At 67.0% G+C, this 15,652-nt stretch carries 14 protein-coding genes, 2 tRNA genes and 1 rRNA gene; 12 read left to right on the top strand and 5 right to left on the bottom strand.

The features are described 5' to 3' along the window. Positions 1 to 2: 2 nt before the first annotated feature. Both EL288_RS15135 and EL288_RS15130 read left to right on the top strand, forming a co-directional pair. Entirely contained in the window at positions 3 to 746 is a 744-nt protein-coding gene (locus EL288_RS15135; protein ID WP_003810205.1) for a 3'-5' exonuclease, read from the top strand. Positions 747 to 758: 12 nt separating this feature from the next. Next, positions 759 to 1,145 (top strand): nucleotide pyrophosphohydrolase, encoded by a 387-nt coding sequence (locus EL288_RS15130; RefSeq protein WP_003810206.1) that lies wholly within the window; start codon positions 759 to 761, stop codon positions 1,143 to 1,145. A 6-nt stretch (positions 1,146 to 1,151) separates the two neighbouring features. Here EL288_RS15130 and EL288_RS15125 read toward each other — a convergent pair whose 3' ends face one another. Next, entirely contained in the window at positions 1,152 to 1,442 is a 291-nt protein-coding gene (locus EL288_RS15125; protein ID WP_003810207.1) for an antibiotic biosynthesis monooxygenase family protein, read from the bottom strand. Between the two features lie 135 nt (positions 1,443 to 1,577). On the opposite strand from EL288_RS15125, the gene EL288_RS15120 reads away from it, so the two are divergent. The 5 genes from EL288_RS15120 (at position 1,578) to EL288_RS15100 (ending at position 5,076) form a co-directional block, all read left to right on the top strand. Then, positions 1,578 to 1,877, top strand: a complete 300-nt coding sequence (locus tag EL288_RS15120; protein WP_003810208.1) for a YciI-like protein — start codon at positions 1,578 to 1,580, stop codon at positions 1,875 to 1,877. A 68-nt stretch (positions 1,878 to 1,945) separates the two neighbouring features. Then, positions 1,946 to 2,848 carry an EamA family transporter gene (locus EL288_RS15115; protein WP_126621980.1) on the top strand — a complete coding sequence of 301 codons (903 nt, stop codon included), beginning with the start codon at positions 1,946 to 1,948 and terminating at the stop codon, positions 2,846 to 2,848. A 3-nt stretch (positions 2,849 to 2,851) separates the two neighbouring features. Then, a complete protein-coding gene (locus EL288_RS15110) occupies positions 2,852 to 3,622 on the top strand; it encodes a TSUP family transporter (RefSeq protein ID WP_003810210.1) in 771 nt (256 codons plus the stop codon). 385 nt (positions 3,623 to 4,007) lie between these two features. Continuing rightward, positions 4,008 to 4,457 carry a hypothetical protein gene (locus EL288_RS15105; protein ID WP_003810211.1) on the top strand — a complete coding sequence of 150 codons (450 nt, stop codon included), beginning with the start codon at positions 4,008 to 4,010 and terminating at the stop codon, positions 4,455 to 4,457. Positions 4,458 to 4,512: 55 nt separating this feature from the next. Beyond that, a complete protein-coding gene (locus EL288_RS15100) occupies positions 4,513 to 5,076 on the top strand; it encodes a hypothetical protein (RefSeq protein ID WP_003810214.1) in 564 nt (187 codons plus the stop codon). Between the two features lie 13 nt (positions 5,077 to 5,089). Here EL288_RS15100 and EL288_RS15095 read toward each other — a convergent pair whose 3' ends face one another. Further along, positions 5,090 to 7,510 (bottom strand): DUF3772 domain-containing protein, encoded by a 2,421-nt coding sequence (locus tag EL288_RS15095; protein ID WP_033459451.1) that lies wholly within the window; start codon positions 7,508 to 7,510, stop codon positions 5,090 to 5,092. 144 nt (positions 7,511 to 7,654) lie between these two features. After that, positions 7,655 to 8,566: a LysR family transcriptional regulator gene (locus EL288_RS15090; protein ID WP_010926318.1), complete on the bottom strand. Its 912-nt coding sequence runs from the start codon at positions 8,564 to 8,566 to the stop codon at positions 7,655 to 7,657. A gap of 225 nt (positions 8,567 to 8,791) precedes the next feature. On the opposite strand from EL288_RS15090, the gene EL288_RS15085 reads away from it, so the two are divergent. Next, positions 8,792 to 10,309, top strand: a complete 1,518-nt coding sequence (locus tag EL288_RS15085) for an acetyl-CoA hydrolase/transferase family protein (RefSeq protein ID WP_003810219.1) — start codon at positions 8,792 to 8,794, stop codon at positions 10,307 to 10,309. Positions 10,310 to 10,358: 49 nt separating this feature from the next. Here EL288_RS15085 and EL288_RS15080 read toward each other — a convergent pair whose 3' ends face one another. Both EL288_RS15080 and EL288_RS15075 read right to left on the bottom strand, forming a co-directional pair. After that, on the bottom strand, positions 10,359 to 11,333 hold the full coding sequence (locus EL288_RS15080; RefSeq protein WP_042144000.1) for a bile acid:sodium symporter family protein: 975 nt from the start codon (positions 11,331 to 11,333) through the stop codon (positions 10,359 to 10,361). Positions 11,334 to 11,538: 205 nt separating this feature from the next. Then, positions 11,539 to 12,501: a LysR substrate-binding domain-containing protein gene (locus tag EL288_RS15075; RefSeq protein WP_003810223.1), complete on the bottom strand. Its 963-nt coding sequence runs from the start codon at positions 12,499 to 12,501 to the stop codon at positions 11,539 to 11,541. An 88-nt stretch (positions 12,502 to 12,589) separates the two neighbouring features. Here EL288_RS15075 and EL288_RS15070 point away from each other — a divergent pair, with 88 nt between their 5' ends. The 4 genes from EL288_RS15070 to EL288_RS15055 all read left to right on the top strand — a co-directional run bounded on the left by EL288_RS15070 (position 12,590) and on the right by EL288_RS15055 (position 15,532). Next, positions 12,590 to 12,838, top strand: a complete 249-nt coding sequence (locus EL288_RS15070; RefSeq protein ID WP_019248843.1) for a DUF1127 domain-containing protein — start codon at positions 12,590 to 12,592, stop codon at positions 12,836 to 12,838. Positions 12,839 to 13,731: 893 nt separating this feature from the next. Further along, positions 13,732 to 15,262, top strand: a 16S ribosomal RNA gene (locus EL288_RS15065). A 97-nt stretch (positions 15,263 to 15,359) separates the two neighbouring features. Further along, positions 15,360 to 15,436, top strand: a tRNA-Ile gene (locus tag EL288_RS15060). A 20-nt stretch (positions 15,437 to 15,456) separates the two neighbouring features. Beyond that, positions 15,457 to 15,532 (top strand) — tRNA-Ala (locus EL288_RS15055). The last annotated feature ends 120 nt before the right edge of the window (positions 15,533 to 15,652 follow it).

Raw genomic sequence — 15,652 nt, 5'->3', positions numbered from 1 at the left:
CAATGCCGCAAATGTCTTATATCTTATATAAGACTTGCCTGGCAGCACATCGGGGCCTATCCCGGCGTAGAATGCCCGTTGGACCCGCAGGGCGTTGTTTTTATTGTTGTTTCGGTATCAATATGGCCTATTTCCGTCGCTACACCACGCCCCATCCCTATGGGCAGACCCTGCGCGCTGGCGCCGCGGCCGGCCGCGCCAGCGCCGCGCGCGACGGCTTGCGGGCGCTGGATGGGCCGTTCGTGGTGGCCGACCTGGAAACCACCGGGCTGTCCGTTGCCACGTGCGAAATCCTCGAATTCGCCGCCGTGCGCGTCAGCGCATGCGGGCAGATCGAGCGCGAGTTCACCCAGGTGGTGCGCACCGACGGCAGGGTGCCGCCGTTCATTTCGCGCCTGACCGGCATCACCCAGGCCGAAGTCGAGCGCGATGGCGTGCCGGTGCGGCAGGCGTTCGGCGACTTCCTCGACTTCATCGAGGGCGGGCCGCTGTTTTTCCATAACGCTTCGTTCGATCGCCGCTTCCTGCAGGCCGCGGCCGATCGCACCGGCCTGCCGTTCGAGGCGCAGACCCATTGCACGCTGATGCTGGCGCGCCAGGCCTGGCCCGAGCTGCCGTCGCACAAGCTGAACGTGCTGGCCCGCCATCTCGGCGCGTCCGAGCCGACCCACCGGGCCCTGGCCGACGTGCGCACCACCGTGGCCGTGGCGTTGGCTGCGCGTGCGCGGCTGGCGGCGCAGGGCTGAGGGGCGGGCGCCATGGCGGCAAGCGATACCCCGGGCGCTTCGGCGGGCGAGTTCGACGCCATTCGCGACGCCGTGCGCGGCTTTGCCGCCGAGCGCCAGTGGGAGCCGTTCCATTCGCCCAAGAACCTGGCCATGGCGCTGGCCGGCGAGGCCGGCGAGCTGGTCGCCGTCTTCCAGTGGCTGACCGAGGCCGGCTCGCGCGAGCTGACGCCGTCGCAGCGCCAGGCGGCCGCCGACGAAATCGCCGACGTGCAGCTGTACCTGGTTGCGCTGGCCGATCAGCTTGGGCTGGACATCCCCGCCGCCGTGGCCGCCAAGATGCGCAAGAACGCGCTCAAGTATCCGGCCGAGCGCTTTCGCGGCAGCGCCCGCAAGTACAACGACGAAAGCGGGCGCTGAGCGGGCCTACAGCACCTTCTGCTCGTGGTGGACCTGGGGCGGCTCGGCAAAGCACTCGCCCACCAGCTTGCGCCATTCCTGGAAATCGGCCGATTGGCGGAAATCCACCATATGGTTGTCCACCGTCTCCCAGTCCACCACCAGGGTGTAGCGCTGCGGCGCCTCGATCGAGCGGTGCAGCGCCACGCCGTGGCAGCCACGCGCGCGCATGAACAGCGGCCTGGCCTGCGCCACGCCTGCTTCGAAATCGGCCTCGCGGCCGGGTTGCACCAGGATGCTGGCAATTTCCTGAATCATTGAAGCGTCTCCCCTTGGTTGGGCCGCCGGCCTGGCGGCATCGCGGCAGTATGACGCAAAAGTGCCTGCGCCGGCGCCCGCGCGGGAGGCTGGGCGTATGATGCAGGTTCGACCGCGAGCCCAAGGAGGCGCGTCATGCATTACCTGCTTTTCTACGATGTGATCCCGGACTACCCGGCGCGCCGCGCGCAGTACCGGGCCGAGCACCTGGCGCTGGCCCGCGCCGCGGCGCAACGTGGCGAACTGGTGCTGGCCGGCGCGCTGGCCGACCCCATCGACGGCGCCGTGCTGTTGTTCACCGGCGATACGCCGGCCGCCGCCGAAGCGTTCGCGGCCGCCGACCCGTACGTGCGCGAAGGACTGGTAACCCATTGGCGCGTGCGTCCATGGACCACGGTGGTGGGCGAACAGGCCAGCCAGCCGGTGCCCGACTGATTCTTCCCATCCTCCCTATTCCCTGCATCCAGTCCAGTGCGGGCGCGCCGCGCCCCTGACCGCGCATCATGCCTCTGTCCCATTTGTTGTTGGCGTTATCGGTGGTTTTCATCTGGGGCACGAACTTCGTCGTCATCAAGTGGGCGCTGGCGGATTTTCCGCCGTTCCTGTTCGCGGCCCTGCGCTTTCTGCTGTCGGTGCTGCCCTGGGTCCTGCTGTTTCGCCGCCCCGCGGTGCCCTGGAGCCGGCTGGCTGCCTTCGGCGTCCTGCTGGGCGTGGGGCAGTTCGGCGTCCTGTACTGGGCGATGCAGCGCGACATCACGCCGGGGATGGCCTCCCTGCTGGTCCAGTCCCAGGTCTTCTTCACCATCCTGATGTCCATGGCATTCACGGGCGAGCGCATGCGCCTGTGGCAGGCGCTGGCCCTGGCGCTGGCGGTGGCCGGCTATGCGGTGGTGGCCTGGTACAGCGTTGCCGATCCCGGCGCGGCCATCACCTTGCTGGGCGTGGGCCTGGTGCTGCTCGCCGGATTGAGCTGGGCCTGCGCCAACATGGTGGCGCGCACGGCGGGGCGGGTCAACATGGTGGGGTTCATCGCCTGGAGCAGCCTGTTCGCCGTGCCCCCCATCCTGCTCATCAGCCTTTTGGCCGAGGGGCCTGCTGCCATCGCCCAGGCCGTGATCCATGCCTCGCCGGCGGCCTGGACGGCGGTGCTGTGGCAGGCCGTGGGCAATACCGTATTCGGCTTCGGCGCCTGGAACTGGCTGCTTGCCCGCCATCCCGCCACGACCGTCGCGCCCATGGCGCTGCTGGTGCCGGTGTTCGGCATGCTGGCCTCGACGCTGCTGCTGGATGAAAGCCTGCCCGGCTGGAAGCTGTCCGCGGCCGCGCTGGTGCTGGGCGGGCTGGCCCTCAACCTTTATGCGGGGCGGCTGGACGCCGCCGCGCGCATGGCGCGGGCCGGCCGCTGAATCATGAGCATCCTGCAGCACGTGTTGTTCCTGGCCTGCGTCGCGCTGGCCACTTACGCGCAAACCATGACGGGCTTTGCCTTCGGGCTGGTGCTGCTGGGGCTGACCGGCCTGCTGGCCGTCGCGCCCTTGCCGGACATGGCCAATACGGTGAGCATTCTTACCCTGGTCAACGCGCTGGTGGTCATCGGCCGCGCGCGGCCGCAGGTCGACTGGACGCTGGTGCGGCCGGCCCTGGTCAGCAGCCTGGCCGGCGTCGCGCTGGGCGTCTTCATGCTCGACTGGATCTCCGGCAGCGCCGCCGTGCTGCTGCAGTGGCTGCTGGGGCTGACCATCCTGGCGTGCGCGATCCAGCTGGTGGCGCGCGCGCGGCCGCTGGCGCGCGTCTCGTCGCGGCGCAGCTTCGTGGGCTTCGGCGTGGTGTCGGGCGTGCTGGGCGGGCTGTTCTCCAGCGCCGGCCCTCCGATGGTGTATCACCTGTACCGCCAGCCGCTGCCGCTGGCCACCATACGCAACAGCCTGCTGATCCTGTTCTCGTGCAATGCCATGACGCGGCTGGCCCTGGTCGGCGCGCAGGGCAGTCTGCACACCATCACCTTCTGGCTCAGCCTGGAGGCATTCCCGGTCGTGGTCGCGCTCACCTGGCTGGTGCGCCGCTACGCATCGGCGCGCTCCATCCACACGGTCAAGCGCCTGGTCTTCGTGTTGCTGGTGGCCGCCGGGCTGGGCCTGCTGGTGCCGGCCAGCGGCGCGCTGTGGACCATGTGGCATTGATCGCAGCACTGCGAAAGTCGGGCCGTTGGGATGATCGCGCTTAGGCATGAGCGCAAAACGGCTGGAGCCGCGCAGCGTTCCACGCCATAAGCATGAAGCCGCACGGCGGTGCTCATGCGCCTGCGATCGTGCAAACGGCGCGGGGGCACCGTCGCGTCCGCTTGCGGCTTAGTTCGCACGGGGCAGGGCCGCTCCGCCAAAACTCATGCAAACGCCCCGATCGGCCTTTTGCCGGATTCCGGCAGGCTGGGCGCGCGGCAATCATTGCCTCACCGGCGCTTGAGTTCTGTTGCACAAAACAAAGGGGAGCCAGGCGGCGGTCCGCCTGCCGGTCGGAAATCGGCGAGCGTGTTCCGTCGCTTTACGGAATCGGAGGAACCCTGAAATGAAGAAGATCGCAACTTTGGCGGCGTTGGCGGCATCCGCCGCGCTGGTTGGTCCGGCCCTGGCCGGCGGCAGTCACAGCAGCAGCGGCGTCGGCGCCTATGGCGGCTCGGTCAAGGGATCGGTGGAATCGATCTCCAACGGCAGCGCGGCGGCCGCCAGCCAGGTCATGGGCACCGGCTTTTCCAAGCAATTCGCCAGCGGCGAAACCAGCGGCTACGCCAGCATGGGCGGCGCCATTCATCGCGACGGGGTCGAGGTATGGACCGATACGTCGCAATACTCGAAGACCAACGGTTTTGGCATGACCGGCGGCAATGCGCCCGCGCAGATCGGCGACGTCATCGTCAACGGCGCCGGCGCCTTCGCCGAGAGCAATACCGAAGCGATCGCCAAGGGCAAGTTCCAGATGTTCCAGATCGGCCGGATCGGCGGCTACGGGCATCGCTGAAACACGTCAACCCAGAACGCCGGACGGTTCCGGCCGTCCGGTACAAGGGGGCATCATGAAGACCATGCTAGTCGTACTTTCGCTGTCGCTGGCCTCGTTCGGCGCCGCCGCGCAGACCAGCACCAGCAACGCCACGTCGTCGACCAGCGCTTCGGCGGGCGTGAACGCCGCGGGCAATAGCCAGGGTGTGACATTCAACTCGGACAACAGCGGCTCCAGTTCCCTGAAGACGGTGCCCGCGGTGGGTGCGGCAGCCTTCTACGGTTCGTTCTCGACCGACAGTTGCATGGTGTCGGGCGGGGCCGGAGGCGCGGTGCTGGGGTTCGGCATGAATTTCGCGGTGCCGGTGGAAGACCAGAATTGCAGTCTGCGGCGCAACTTCGAACGCACCATGCAAGCGGCCGCCTCGACCAAGGATGACTCGAAGGCGCGCAAGCTGGAGACCGCCGCGATAGACATGCTGTGCCAGACCGACGATGCCACCCGCGCCGCGCTGTCGGCGCAGGGGCTGTGTTCGGATCTCACGCCGGTGGCCGTCGTGCCGTCGGTGCGCCGCCAGGTGCCGGTCAACGCGGCCGCGGCGCGCGCCCGCATCGACGATCTGTATACGCCGGGCTGATCGCCCGCCCGTTTCAGCGCGGCTGCGGCGGCGCGCTGGCCATGGCGGCCGGCGCGTCCGGCGCCAGCGGCGCCTGGGGCTCGCGCAACAGCATCGTGCTGGGCGGCGCCATGTCCAGGCCGGCCTCGGCCAGTTGCTTCAGGACGCGGAACCACAGATCGCTGCGCACGGTATAGGCCGAGCGCGGCGAGCTCACATAGCCCTTGGCGTTGAAGATCAGGTGGCCGGCCTCGATGCCGTCCAGGTAGACCGCGGCGGCGGGATTGTCGAGGATATCGCCGTGCGCCTCGAAAATCTCCAGCATCAGGGTGCGCACCTGTTCGGCGTCGACCGACAGCGGCATCGGCAGCCTGATCTGAACCAGTCCCAGCGGATTGGCATGCGTGACGTTGCGCACCGTCTTGGTGATGAACTCCGAATTGGGCACGATGACCGTGGAGCGGTCTCCCATCTGGATTTCGGTGGCGCGTACGTTGATGCGCAGGATGTCGCCCTCGACGCCGCCCAGCGAGACCCAGTCGCCCACTTTCACCGGCCGCTCCGCCAGCAGGATCAGGCCCGAAACGAAATTCTGCACCACCGCCTGCAGGCCGAAACCGATGCCCACCGACAGCGCGCTGGCGATCCACGCCACGCGTTCCAGCCCCAGGCCGAGCGCGGACAGGCCCAGCGCGGCGGCGGTCACCACGCCGGCATAGCCGAACAGCGTGGCCGCGGAAATCTGCATGCCCGGATCGAGTTCGGTGGTCGGCAGGTAGCGGGTGGTCAGCCAGCGCTTGAGCAGCCGCACGATCAGCAGGCTGAGCGCCAGGACCAGCAGGGCCTGCAGCAGCGCGGCGGGCCGGATCTGCACCTCGCCGATCTGCAGCCCCTTGTGCACCTGGTCCAGACGGTGCACCAGGTCCATCGGGCCCTCGCCGAAGGGCGACAGCAGCAGCACCACCGCGGCCAGCATGACCGCCACGCGGCAAGCCCCCGACAGCAGCACCGCCGCCTGCGTGCGCAGGCGCAACTGGGCGCCGGCATCGCTGTCGCGGTTCGAGCCCAGCAGGGTGCTGAAACCGTCGTCGATCAGCACGACCAGCAGATAGGTCGAGCACAGCACGACCAGCGTCCACATGGCCTGCTTGATGAGGAATGTGCCGAATGCGGCATAGCCGATGACCAGCGTGAGCAGGCCGGTACAGAGCACCGACCACAGCGTGGTGTTGAGCACCGCCAGCCAGAATGGCCGCGGCGGGGCGCGATTGTCCTCGCTCTCCAGCGCAAGCTGGCGGCGCACGCGCTCGGCGCGGGCCAGCGCCGCCAGCAGCACCAGTCCCAGCACGGCGGCCATCACCACGCCCAGCGTGATCGTGCTGGTCAGGCTGGAGTTCAGCAGCACCGGCAGGCGCTCGGCCAGCCAGATCGCCACCACCAGCAGGCCCAGCGTCGGCGGCACCCAGCCCAGGGCGCGCGCAACCTGGTCGGGAATCGGCGGCAGCCGCCAGGTCGGGCGCACCGTCGACAGCAGCGCCTGGCCCAGCCCGCCGACGTAGCCGCCGAAGCATACGGTGGCGACCAGGTTGGACAGCAAGGTCTCGGTACTGTCCGACAGGCTGGCGCTCCAGGAAACGCCCATGCGCAGCAATTGCGCGATGAGCCCGGGCGTGGCCACCCACATCAGGACGATGGTCAGGGCCAGGAAAGAGCGGCGCAGACGGCCCGGCGGCAACTTGGTGGCGGTCAGCTGCAGGATGACCCGGCCGATCCAGGCGCGCAGCGCCACCACCGCGGCCATGCCGACCAGCAGTACGCCCCAGATCCAGGCCGGCGTCTGCACGGCCGCTTCGGCCAGTTCGTCGCGCAGCGCCGCCAGGCGCGTCAGGTCGCGCGGGATCTCGGCGCGCCATTCGGTCCAGAAATCGCTCGAGACGACCGAGTCGCGCCGTTCGCCCAGCCGCACCTGGAATTGATTGCGCCGCAGCGCCGAAATCTGCTCGGCCGTCTGGCCGGCTTCGACCGACAGCAGGCGCGCCAGCTTGATCTGCGCGTCCAGGTTGCGGTGCGACTTTTCCAATTGGGCCCGTTGCTGGGCCACGTCGGGGGCTTCCTTGGCGCCTTCGGCCACGGCCCCCAGCTCGCTCAGCCGGGCCGAAACGCTGGCCAGTTGCGGGCTCAGCGTTTCGGCCAGCGCGTCCGCCTTGGCCTGGATGTCCAGCACGTCCGAGCGGTTCTTGACCAGTTGGGGATCGTCGGCCTTGTCGTCGAGCTGCTTGCGGATGTCATCGACCTGCTTGCGCGCCTGGGTGAGGATGGCGTCGGCGTCGGCCGGGCTAGGGGGTTGGGCGCCGGCCGGCATCGCGGCAAACAGCGTCGCCAGGGCCAGCAGCAGCATGGCCAGCAAGGTGCGCGGCGCCAGGCGGCGCGAGGGAAATGACGGATTCATGGTCATGGCCGTTACTGCCGTCGTTGGGGACGCATCGTCCCCGCCGGCGGCAGGTGAAACGAGGGTTTTCCAGGATCACCGGAGAAGGGCAGTTTACGCGCTTGGCGGCCGGCGGCTGCGACCGCTCGCAAGCGCTGGTTGCGCGGCGTATCAGCGGGACGGCTTGCGGGCGGGCTGGCCGTTTCCCAGTACCTCGGTGGCCACTTCCAGCCAGGCGCGCGCTGCGTGGGACAGATAGCGGTCGCGCACGCGAATATGGCCGATTTCCCATTGCAGGCCGGCCTTGGCCAGGCGAGCCGTGCTCAGCCCGCGCGTCTTCAGGCGCTGTACCAGCGGTTCGGGCAGCAGCGCCACGCCCAGGTCGGCCGAGGCCATCGCGGCCAGGAAGTCCCAGTGCGCGCTCTGCGCCGCGATGCGCGGCGCAAAGCCGGCCTGTGCGCAGGCCTGGCGCAGGCGGCGGGTCAGCGCGAAATCGTCGGTGGGCAGCAGCAGCGGCAGGTCGCGCAGCGCCGTCAGCGGCAGGGCGGTCTTGCCTGCCCAGGCGGCCGCCGGCGGGCCGATCACCCATAGCGCATAGCTGCCGAACCGGGTGGCCTGCAGCGGGCCGGGGTCCTGTATCGGCAGGACGGTGGCGCCTACCTCCAGTTCGCCGGCGGCCACCAGCCGCTCGACCGCCTGGCCGGTGTCCTCGCGCAGGCTCAGGCGAATATGCGGATGGCGTTCGCGAAAGCGCTTGACGACCGGCGTGAACAGCAGGTTGATCATCGGCGGGATGCCGACCTCCAGCTCGCCGCGCTGCAGGTCGACCGCTTCGCGCACCTCCGCGTCCAGCTGGCGCATGGCGCCCAGGATGTGCAGGCCGCGTTCGTAGACGATGCGGCCGGTATCGGTGGGGCGGGCCGTGTGCCCGTCGCGGATCAGCAGCGGCGTGCCGACCTCATCCTCCAGCTGGCGGATCATCTTGCTGACTGTCGACTGGGTCACGAACAGCGCGCGCGCCGCCTGCGTGAAGCTGGCCGTGCGCACCGTCTCGACGAAGTAGCGCAAGGCGCGCACGTCCATGGGCGGAAACTCGCAAACGATGAAAAAAACGAATCGATTGGATGATTTTAAGTCATTACGAGATTTGCCGCGGGCTGCCTATACTGCGGAAAAATTTGGTCGCACCGGCCATCCGGTGGACGTTTTGACGGAAAACGCCGCGGCAGACGGCGCCCGGGCACAGGAGGCGCGACGCAATCCCACCCGGACTGCGCGCCGTGGCCACCATTGATGTCTGGAGACAGCATGCATCTCGAACGTATTCGCCATCCCGGCCTGCGCGCCCGGTTGGCTTCCCCCCAGGAAGCGGCCCGGCTGGTCCACGACGGCATGACCGTCGGCATGAGCGGGTTCACGCGCGCGGGCGACTGCAAATCGGTGCCGGCGGCGCTGGCCGAAAGAGCCGCCGCCGAGCCGCTGCGCATCACGCTGCTGACCGGCGCCTCGCTGGGGCATGACACCGACAAGCTGCTGGCGCAGGCCGGCGTGCTGGCGCGCCGCATGCCGTTCCAGGTCGACACCACGCTGCGGCGCAAGATCAACCAGGGCGAGATCGCCTTTGTCGACCAGCACTTGTCCGAAACCGTCGAGCAGTTGCGCGCCGGCCATATCGGCCCCATCGACATCGCCATCGTCGAGGCGGCTGCCATCACCGAAGACGGCGGCATCGTGCCGACCATGTCGGTCGGCAACTCGGCCTCGTTCGTCGAGCAGGCCCGCCTGGTCATCGTCGAGCTCAATCTCGGCGTGCCCGCGGCCATCGAAGGCCTGCACGACATCGTGATCCCGGGCGCGCGGCCCGGCCGCCAGCCCCTGCCGCTGGTGTCGGTCGACCAGCGCATCGGCGCGCCCTGCATCGCGGTGGACCCCGACAAGATCGCCGCCATCGTCGTCACCAACGAACCGGACAGTCCCTCAAACGCCTTGCCGCCCGACGAGGAGACCGGCGCCATCGCCGGCCACATCGTCGGCTTCCTGCGCCAGGAAGTGAACCAGGGGCGCCTGAGCCGCTCGCTGCTGCCCCTGCAGGCCGGCATCGGCACGATCGCCAATGCCGTGCTGCACGGGTTCGGCGAGTCGGAATTCGAGGGGCTCACCATGTACTCGGAAGTGCTGCAGGACAGCGCGATCGAACTCCTGGACCAGGGCAAGCTGAGTTTCGCCTCGGCCTCGTCCATCACGGTCTCGCTGCCGGTGTACGAACGCATCCTGGGCAACCTCGAGCACTACCGCCAGCGCATCGTGCTGCGCCCGCAGGAAATCAGCAACGCGCCCGAGCTGGTGCGCCGCCTGGGCGTGATCGCCATCAACACGGCGCTGGAGTTCGACATCTACGGCAACGTCAACTCCACCCATGTGGGCGGCACCCATATGATGAACGGCATCGGCGGTTCGGGGGACTTTGCGCGCAACGCGCACCTGTCCATCTTCGTGACCAAGTCCATGGCCAGGAACGGCGATATTTCCAGCGTGGTGCCCATGGTCTCGCATGTGGACCACAACGAGCACGACGTCGATATCCTGGTGACCGAGTGCGGGCTGGCGGACCTGCGCGGCCTGGCGCCGCGCGAGCGCGCTCGCGCCATCATCGCCCATTGCGTGCATCCCTCGTACCGCGATGCGCTGCGCGATTACTTCGAGCGCGCCTGCAGGCGCGGCGGGCAAACGCCCCATCTGCTGGAGGAGGCCTTCTCCTGGCACCAGCGCTACAACGAAACCGACACGATGCGGCTGGCGGCGCCGGCGGCCCGGCGCGTGGCCTGAATGTGCGGCGGGCCCCCATGAGGGGGCCCGCGCAGGCAAGCCGGCTGGGTCAGCGCGCGGCCGCGGCCGACGTGGCCGGCGCCGGCGCGTCCGCCTCGTCGTCCTTGAAGCGGCGCAGCAGCGTCGCGGCCAGCGGGCCGGAAATGTTGTGCCAGACGCTGAAGATCGCGCTGGGCACGGCGGCCAGCGGCGAGAAGTGCGCGGTGGCCAGCGCCACCCCCAGTCCCGAGTTCTGCATGCCCACCTCGATCGAAAGCGTCTTGCGCTTGGCCACGCCCAGCCCGCAGGCCCTGCCCAGCAGATAGCCGATCAGCAGGCCCAGGCCGTTGTGCAGCACGACCACGGCGAAAATCATCAATCCGCTGGTGGCGATACGGGCCTGGTTGCCGGCCACGACCGCCGCCACGATGGCCACGATGGCGGCCACCGACACCAGCGGCAGCGCGTCCACGCACACCTTGACCTTCTCGCGCAGCAGGTACTGCGCCAGCACTCCCAGCACGATGGGCAGGATGACCACCTGCACGATGGACCAGAACATGGCCGCGGCGCTGACCTCGATCCATTGGCTGGCCAGCAGGTAGATCAGGGCCGGCGTGACGATGGGCGCGAGCAGCGTCGTCACCGAAGTGATGGCCACCGACAACGCGACGTCGCCGCGGGCCAGGAACGTCATGACATTGGAAGCCGTGCCGCCCGGGCAGCAGCCCACCAGGATGACGCCGACCGCCACTTCGGGCGGGAGATCCAGCACGGCGGTCAGCAGCCAGGCCAGCGAGGGCATGATGATGAACTGGCCGAGCACGCCGATCAGCACGTCGCGCGGGCGATGCAGCACCTCGCGGAAGTCGTCTTTCGACAGGGTCAGGCCCATGCCGAACATGATCAGGCCCAGCAGGGGAACGATGTATTGCCCCAGCCACTTGAAGTGCTCGGGCGAGTAATAGGCAAGCGCTGCGAACAGCAGCACCCAGATGGCGAAGGTATTGCCGACGAAGCGGCTCAGGCGGGCGATGGCCTGCATGGCGTGGTGATTCCTTGAAGCATGGCCCGCCGGCGCGGGTGCGCGGCGGCATTGCCGCGCGGGCGGCGGGCCGGTGAAAAACATGGCGAATGCGGCGGGCGTACGCGCGTCGGCGGGTGGCCGGGGGCGTACGCGTGCGCGAGGGTGGGCGCATGCGCGGCTGCCCGCCGTGTACGCGGGCAGCCTGGCCGTCAGGGGCAGGATTCTACGCCGCTGGCCTGGCGCGCCGGCGCCGTGGCGGCGTGCCGGCCTCGTGCGCCAGCGTGGCGCGCGCCAGCGCCAGCTCGTCGTGCAGCCATTGGCGCAAGGCCTGCAGCGGCGGCCAGTCGCTCAGTTCGGGCCGGTAGACCAGGTGGAAGGTTTGCCGCTGCTCGGCGGCGATGGCCAGCGGCGACAGGCGCACCAGGCGGCCCGCGGCCAGCGCATCGGCGGCCAGCAGTTCGCGCACCAGCGCCAGCCCCAGGTTCTGTTCGGCCGCCTGGGCCAGCATGCCGGCGTCGTTGAACAGCGCGACCGGCTTGATCGTGGCGCGCACGCCGGCCGCCTGGAACCACGCCTGCCACAACCCCTGTTCTCCCAGCAGCGGCTCGTGGGCCAGCCGCTGCGGGTCCGCGCCCGCCAGGCGCCGCGCTGTGGCCGGAGCCGCCACCAGGATCATGCGCGTGGGCGTATCGAACAGCGGCTCGGACTGCTGGCCGGCCCAGGGCCCGCGCCCGAAGCGCAGGGCGGCGTGAAAGCCCTCGCGGTGCAGGTCCACGACCTGCTGCGAGGTTTCGATCTCCAGGGCGATGTCCGGGTGGTGCGCATGCCAGCGCGCCATGCGCGGCAGCAGCCACAGCTGTGCCAGCGAAGGCAGGACCGAAATGCGCAGGCGCAGTCCGGAGCCGGCCGCTGCTGCGGCGGCGGCCTGGACGCCTTCGTCCAGCAGCGCCAGGGCGGGCTCGGTGGCGCGCAGCAGCGCCTGCCCGGCGGGATTGAGCACCAGGCGGCGCGCACGGCGATCGAACAGGGCGAAGCCCAGCTGGGTTTCCAGCGTGCGGATCTGCTGGCTGACGGCGCTGTGCGTCAAATGCAGCTGCAGCGCCGCCGCGCGCAGGTTCTGCAGGTCGGCGACGACGCGGAACACGGGCAGGACATTCAGGGGCAGGCGGCTCATGCTGGTAAGCATAACTGACCATCATGGGCGGAACAATTCGATTTTCAATGGGTCTTTGGACGCATATCCTGAACATCTAGACCTGTACACGGAGATTCCCATGGCTGAGACCACCTGCTCCCCCGTCATCCTGTCACCCTGCACGCTGTGCGCCGGCGCCGAGCCCGCGTCCGGGTGGCGCGCTCGCCTGCGGGCCTGGATCGCACGCCGCCGCCAGGCGCGCATTCTGGCCGAGGTCATGGAAATGGACGAACACATGCTCAGCGATATCGGCGCGCCGCCATGGGTCAAGGTCGAGGCCGCCGCGCGGCAGGCGCGCCAACGATGCGGCCCGTCGCGTTCCTGGTAAGGCGCGGACATGGCGGCCACGGTCCGGCCGCCGCCGGGACGCAAGCCCGCCGCCATGGGCCGGGCCGGCTCCATGCAAGCCGTGGTTCGCATGCCTATATATAAGAAAGAAGGGCGTCCTCCGGGGCCGTGCGCAAGGCGCGCGCGGCCGCGGCGGCCCCCCGCGCAAGGCGGGGCAGCCGCCGCCAACCAGGGTTTTGTTGCGGCGTTTTGACAGCCCGTGCAAACGTGCTATAGTTCGCCCCCTTCGCAGTTCGGGTTGTCCCGGATGCGAAGCCGGAACCGCGAATCATGCGGTTTGCAGGTTCTCCGCCCAGGTGCGGGAGCCGGCAAGCCAGGGCAGGAGGCGCGGGCAGCACCGGGCGGGGCGAGCGGGATTATGCCGATGTGGCGGTTCCCGGGGTTCTGGCAGGTGTTGTTACATGACGGTTAACGAATCGCTGCCTTCGGGTTGCAAATTCTGCAAAAGTCGTGTTATAGTTTCGGGCTTGGCAGTTGCCGAAACCCAAGGGTTAACCCTGATGCCGATAGGCGCGGGTGCTGGGGGTTTCGAGAAGTGCCAGGTGAGAGGCGCAGGCCTTGAGGAAGGGGGTGAGTCAGGTACGGAGCAGGCGAGGCCGACTTGACAAGCTGAAAAAACTTCTTCATAATCTCGTTTCTCTGCTGCTGAAAACGCAGCGCCGGTCGGAAGGCCGGTTGGCAGGACCGCTCTTTAACAATTTAACAACCGATAAGTGTGGGCACTTGGTGCGAGCGCACGATGGCGGCTACGGTCGTCATCGAAAGCAAAGCATTATCAAGTGCTCACTGAATGAAGTAAGGTTTTTTAAACCTCACTTCCTTTGAGCAAGCGATACGGATCCTGGTTTCGATCAGGGTCCACACACAGAGATTGAACTGAAGAGTTTGATCCTGGCTCAGATTGAACGCTGGCGGGATGCTTTACACATGCAAGTCGGACGGCAGCACGGGCTTCGGCCTGGTGGCGAGTGGCGAACGGGTGAGTAATGTATCGGAACGTGCCCAGTAGCGGGGGATAACTACGCGAAAGCGTGGCTAATACCGCATACGCCCTACGGGGGAAAGCGGGGGACCTTCGGGCCTCGCACTATTGGAGCGGCCGATATCGGATTAGCTAGTTGGTGGGGTAACGGCCTACCAAGGCGACGATCCGTAGCTGGTTTGAGAGGACGACCAGCCACACTGGGACTGAGACACGGCCCAGACTCCTACGGGAGGCAGCAGTGGGGAATTTTGGACAATGGGGGCAACCCTGATCCAGCCATCCCGCGTGTGCGATGAAGGCCTTCGGGTTGTAAAGCACTTTTGGCAGGAAAGAAACGGCACGGGCTAATATCCTGTGCAACTGACGGTACCTGCAGAATAAGCACCGGCTAACTACGTGCCAGCAGCCGCGGTAATACGTAGGGTGCAAGCGTTAATCGGAATTACTGGGCGTAAAGCGTGCGCAGGCGGTTCGGAAAGAAAGATGTGAAATCCCAGGGCTTAACCTTGGAACTGCATTTTTAACTACCGGGCTAGAGTGTGTCAGAGGGAGGTGGAATTCCGCGTGTAGCAGTGAAATGCGTAGATATGCGGAGGAACACCGATGGCGAAGGCAGCCTCCTGGGATAACACTGACGCTCATGCACGAAAGCGTGGGGAGCAAACAGGATTAGATACCCTGGTAGTCCACGCCCTAAACGATGTCAACTAGCTGTTGGGGCCTTCGGGCCTTGGTAGCGCAGCTAACGCGTGAAGTTGACCGCCTGGGGAGTACGGTCGCAAGATTAAAACTCAAAGGAATTGACGGGGACCCGCACAAGCGGTGGATGATGTGGATTAATTCGATGCAACGCGAAAAACCTTACCTACCCTTGACATGTCTGGAATCCCGAAGAGATTTGGGAGTGCTCGCAAGAGAACCGGAACACAGGTGCTGCATGGCTGTCGTCAGCTCGTGTCGTGAGATGTTGGGTTAAGTCCCGCAACGAGCGCAACCCTTGTCATTAGTTGCTACGAAAGGGCACTCTAATGAGACTGCCGGTGACAAACCGGAGGAAGGTGGGGATGACGTCAAGTCCTCATGGCCCTTATGGGTAGGGCTTCACACGTCATACAATGGTCGGGACAGAGGGTCGCCAACCCGCGAGGGGGAGCCAATCCCAGAAACCCGATCGTAGTCCGGATCGCAGTCTGCAACTCGACTGCGTGAAGTCGGAATCGCTAGTAATCGCGGATCAGCATGTCGCGGTGAATACGTTCCCGGGTCTTGTACACACCGCCCGTCACACCATGGGAGTGGGTTTTACCAGAAGTAGTTAGCCTAACCGCAAGGGGGGCGATTACCACGGTAGGATTCATGACTGGGGTGAAGTCGTAACAAGGTAGCCGTATCGGAAGGTGCGGCTGGATCACCTCCTTTAAGAGCTTGAGTGCTCGTGTCAAGTGTCCACGCTTATCGGTTGTTGTTATATAGCTGCTGGATCGGTGGCTGCTGATCCGAGAGAGAAAGGTTTCGCGGGTCTGTAGCTCAGTCGGTTAGAGCACCGTCTTGATAAGGCGGGGGTCGTTGGTTCGAATCCAACCAGACCCACCAAGGTTTCCTGAGAGGGAAATGGGGGTGTAGCTCAGCTGGGAGAGCGCCTGCTTTGCAAGCAGGATGTCATCGGTTCGATCCCGTTCACCTCCACCAGAGCCCGTCTTGAAGATGGGAGCGGGTTGGCAGGCGAGACCAGGAAGGCGAGAGAGCAACGCTTAGTGCTGCGAGTCAGTGTTAAGCGTTGGGTTTTGGCCCGACAGCTATATATGTTCT

The organism is Bordetella bronchiseptica, assembly GCF_900636925.1.
Classification (GTDB): domain Bacteria; phylum Pseudomonadota; class Gammaproteobacteria; order Burkholderiales; family Burkholderiaceae_B; genus Bordetella; species Bordetella pertussis.
Note: the sequence above shows the minus strand (reverse complement) of the source record. Positions and strands in the feature narration are given on the sequence as shown.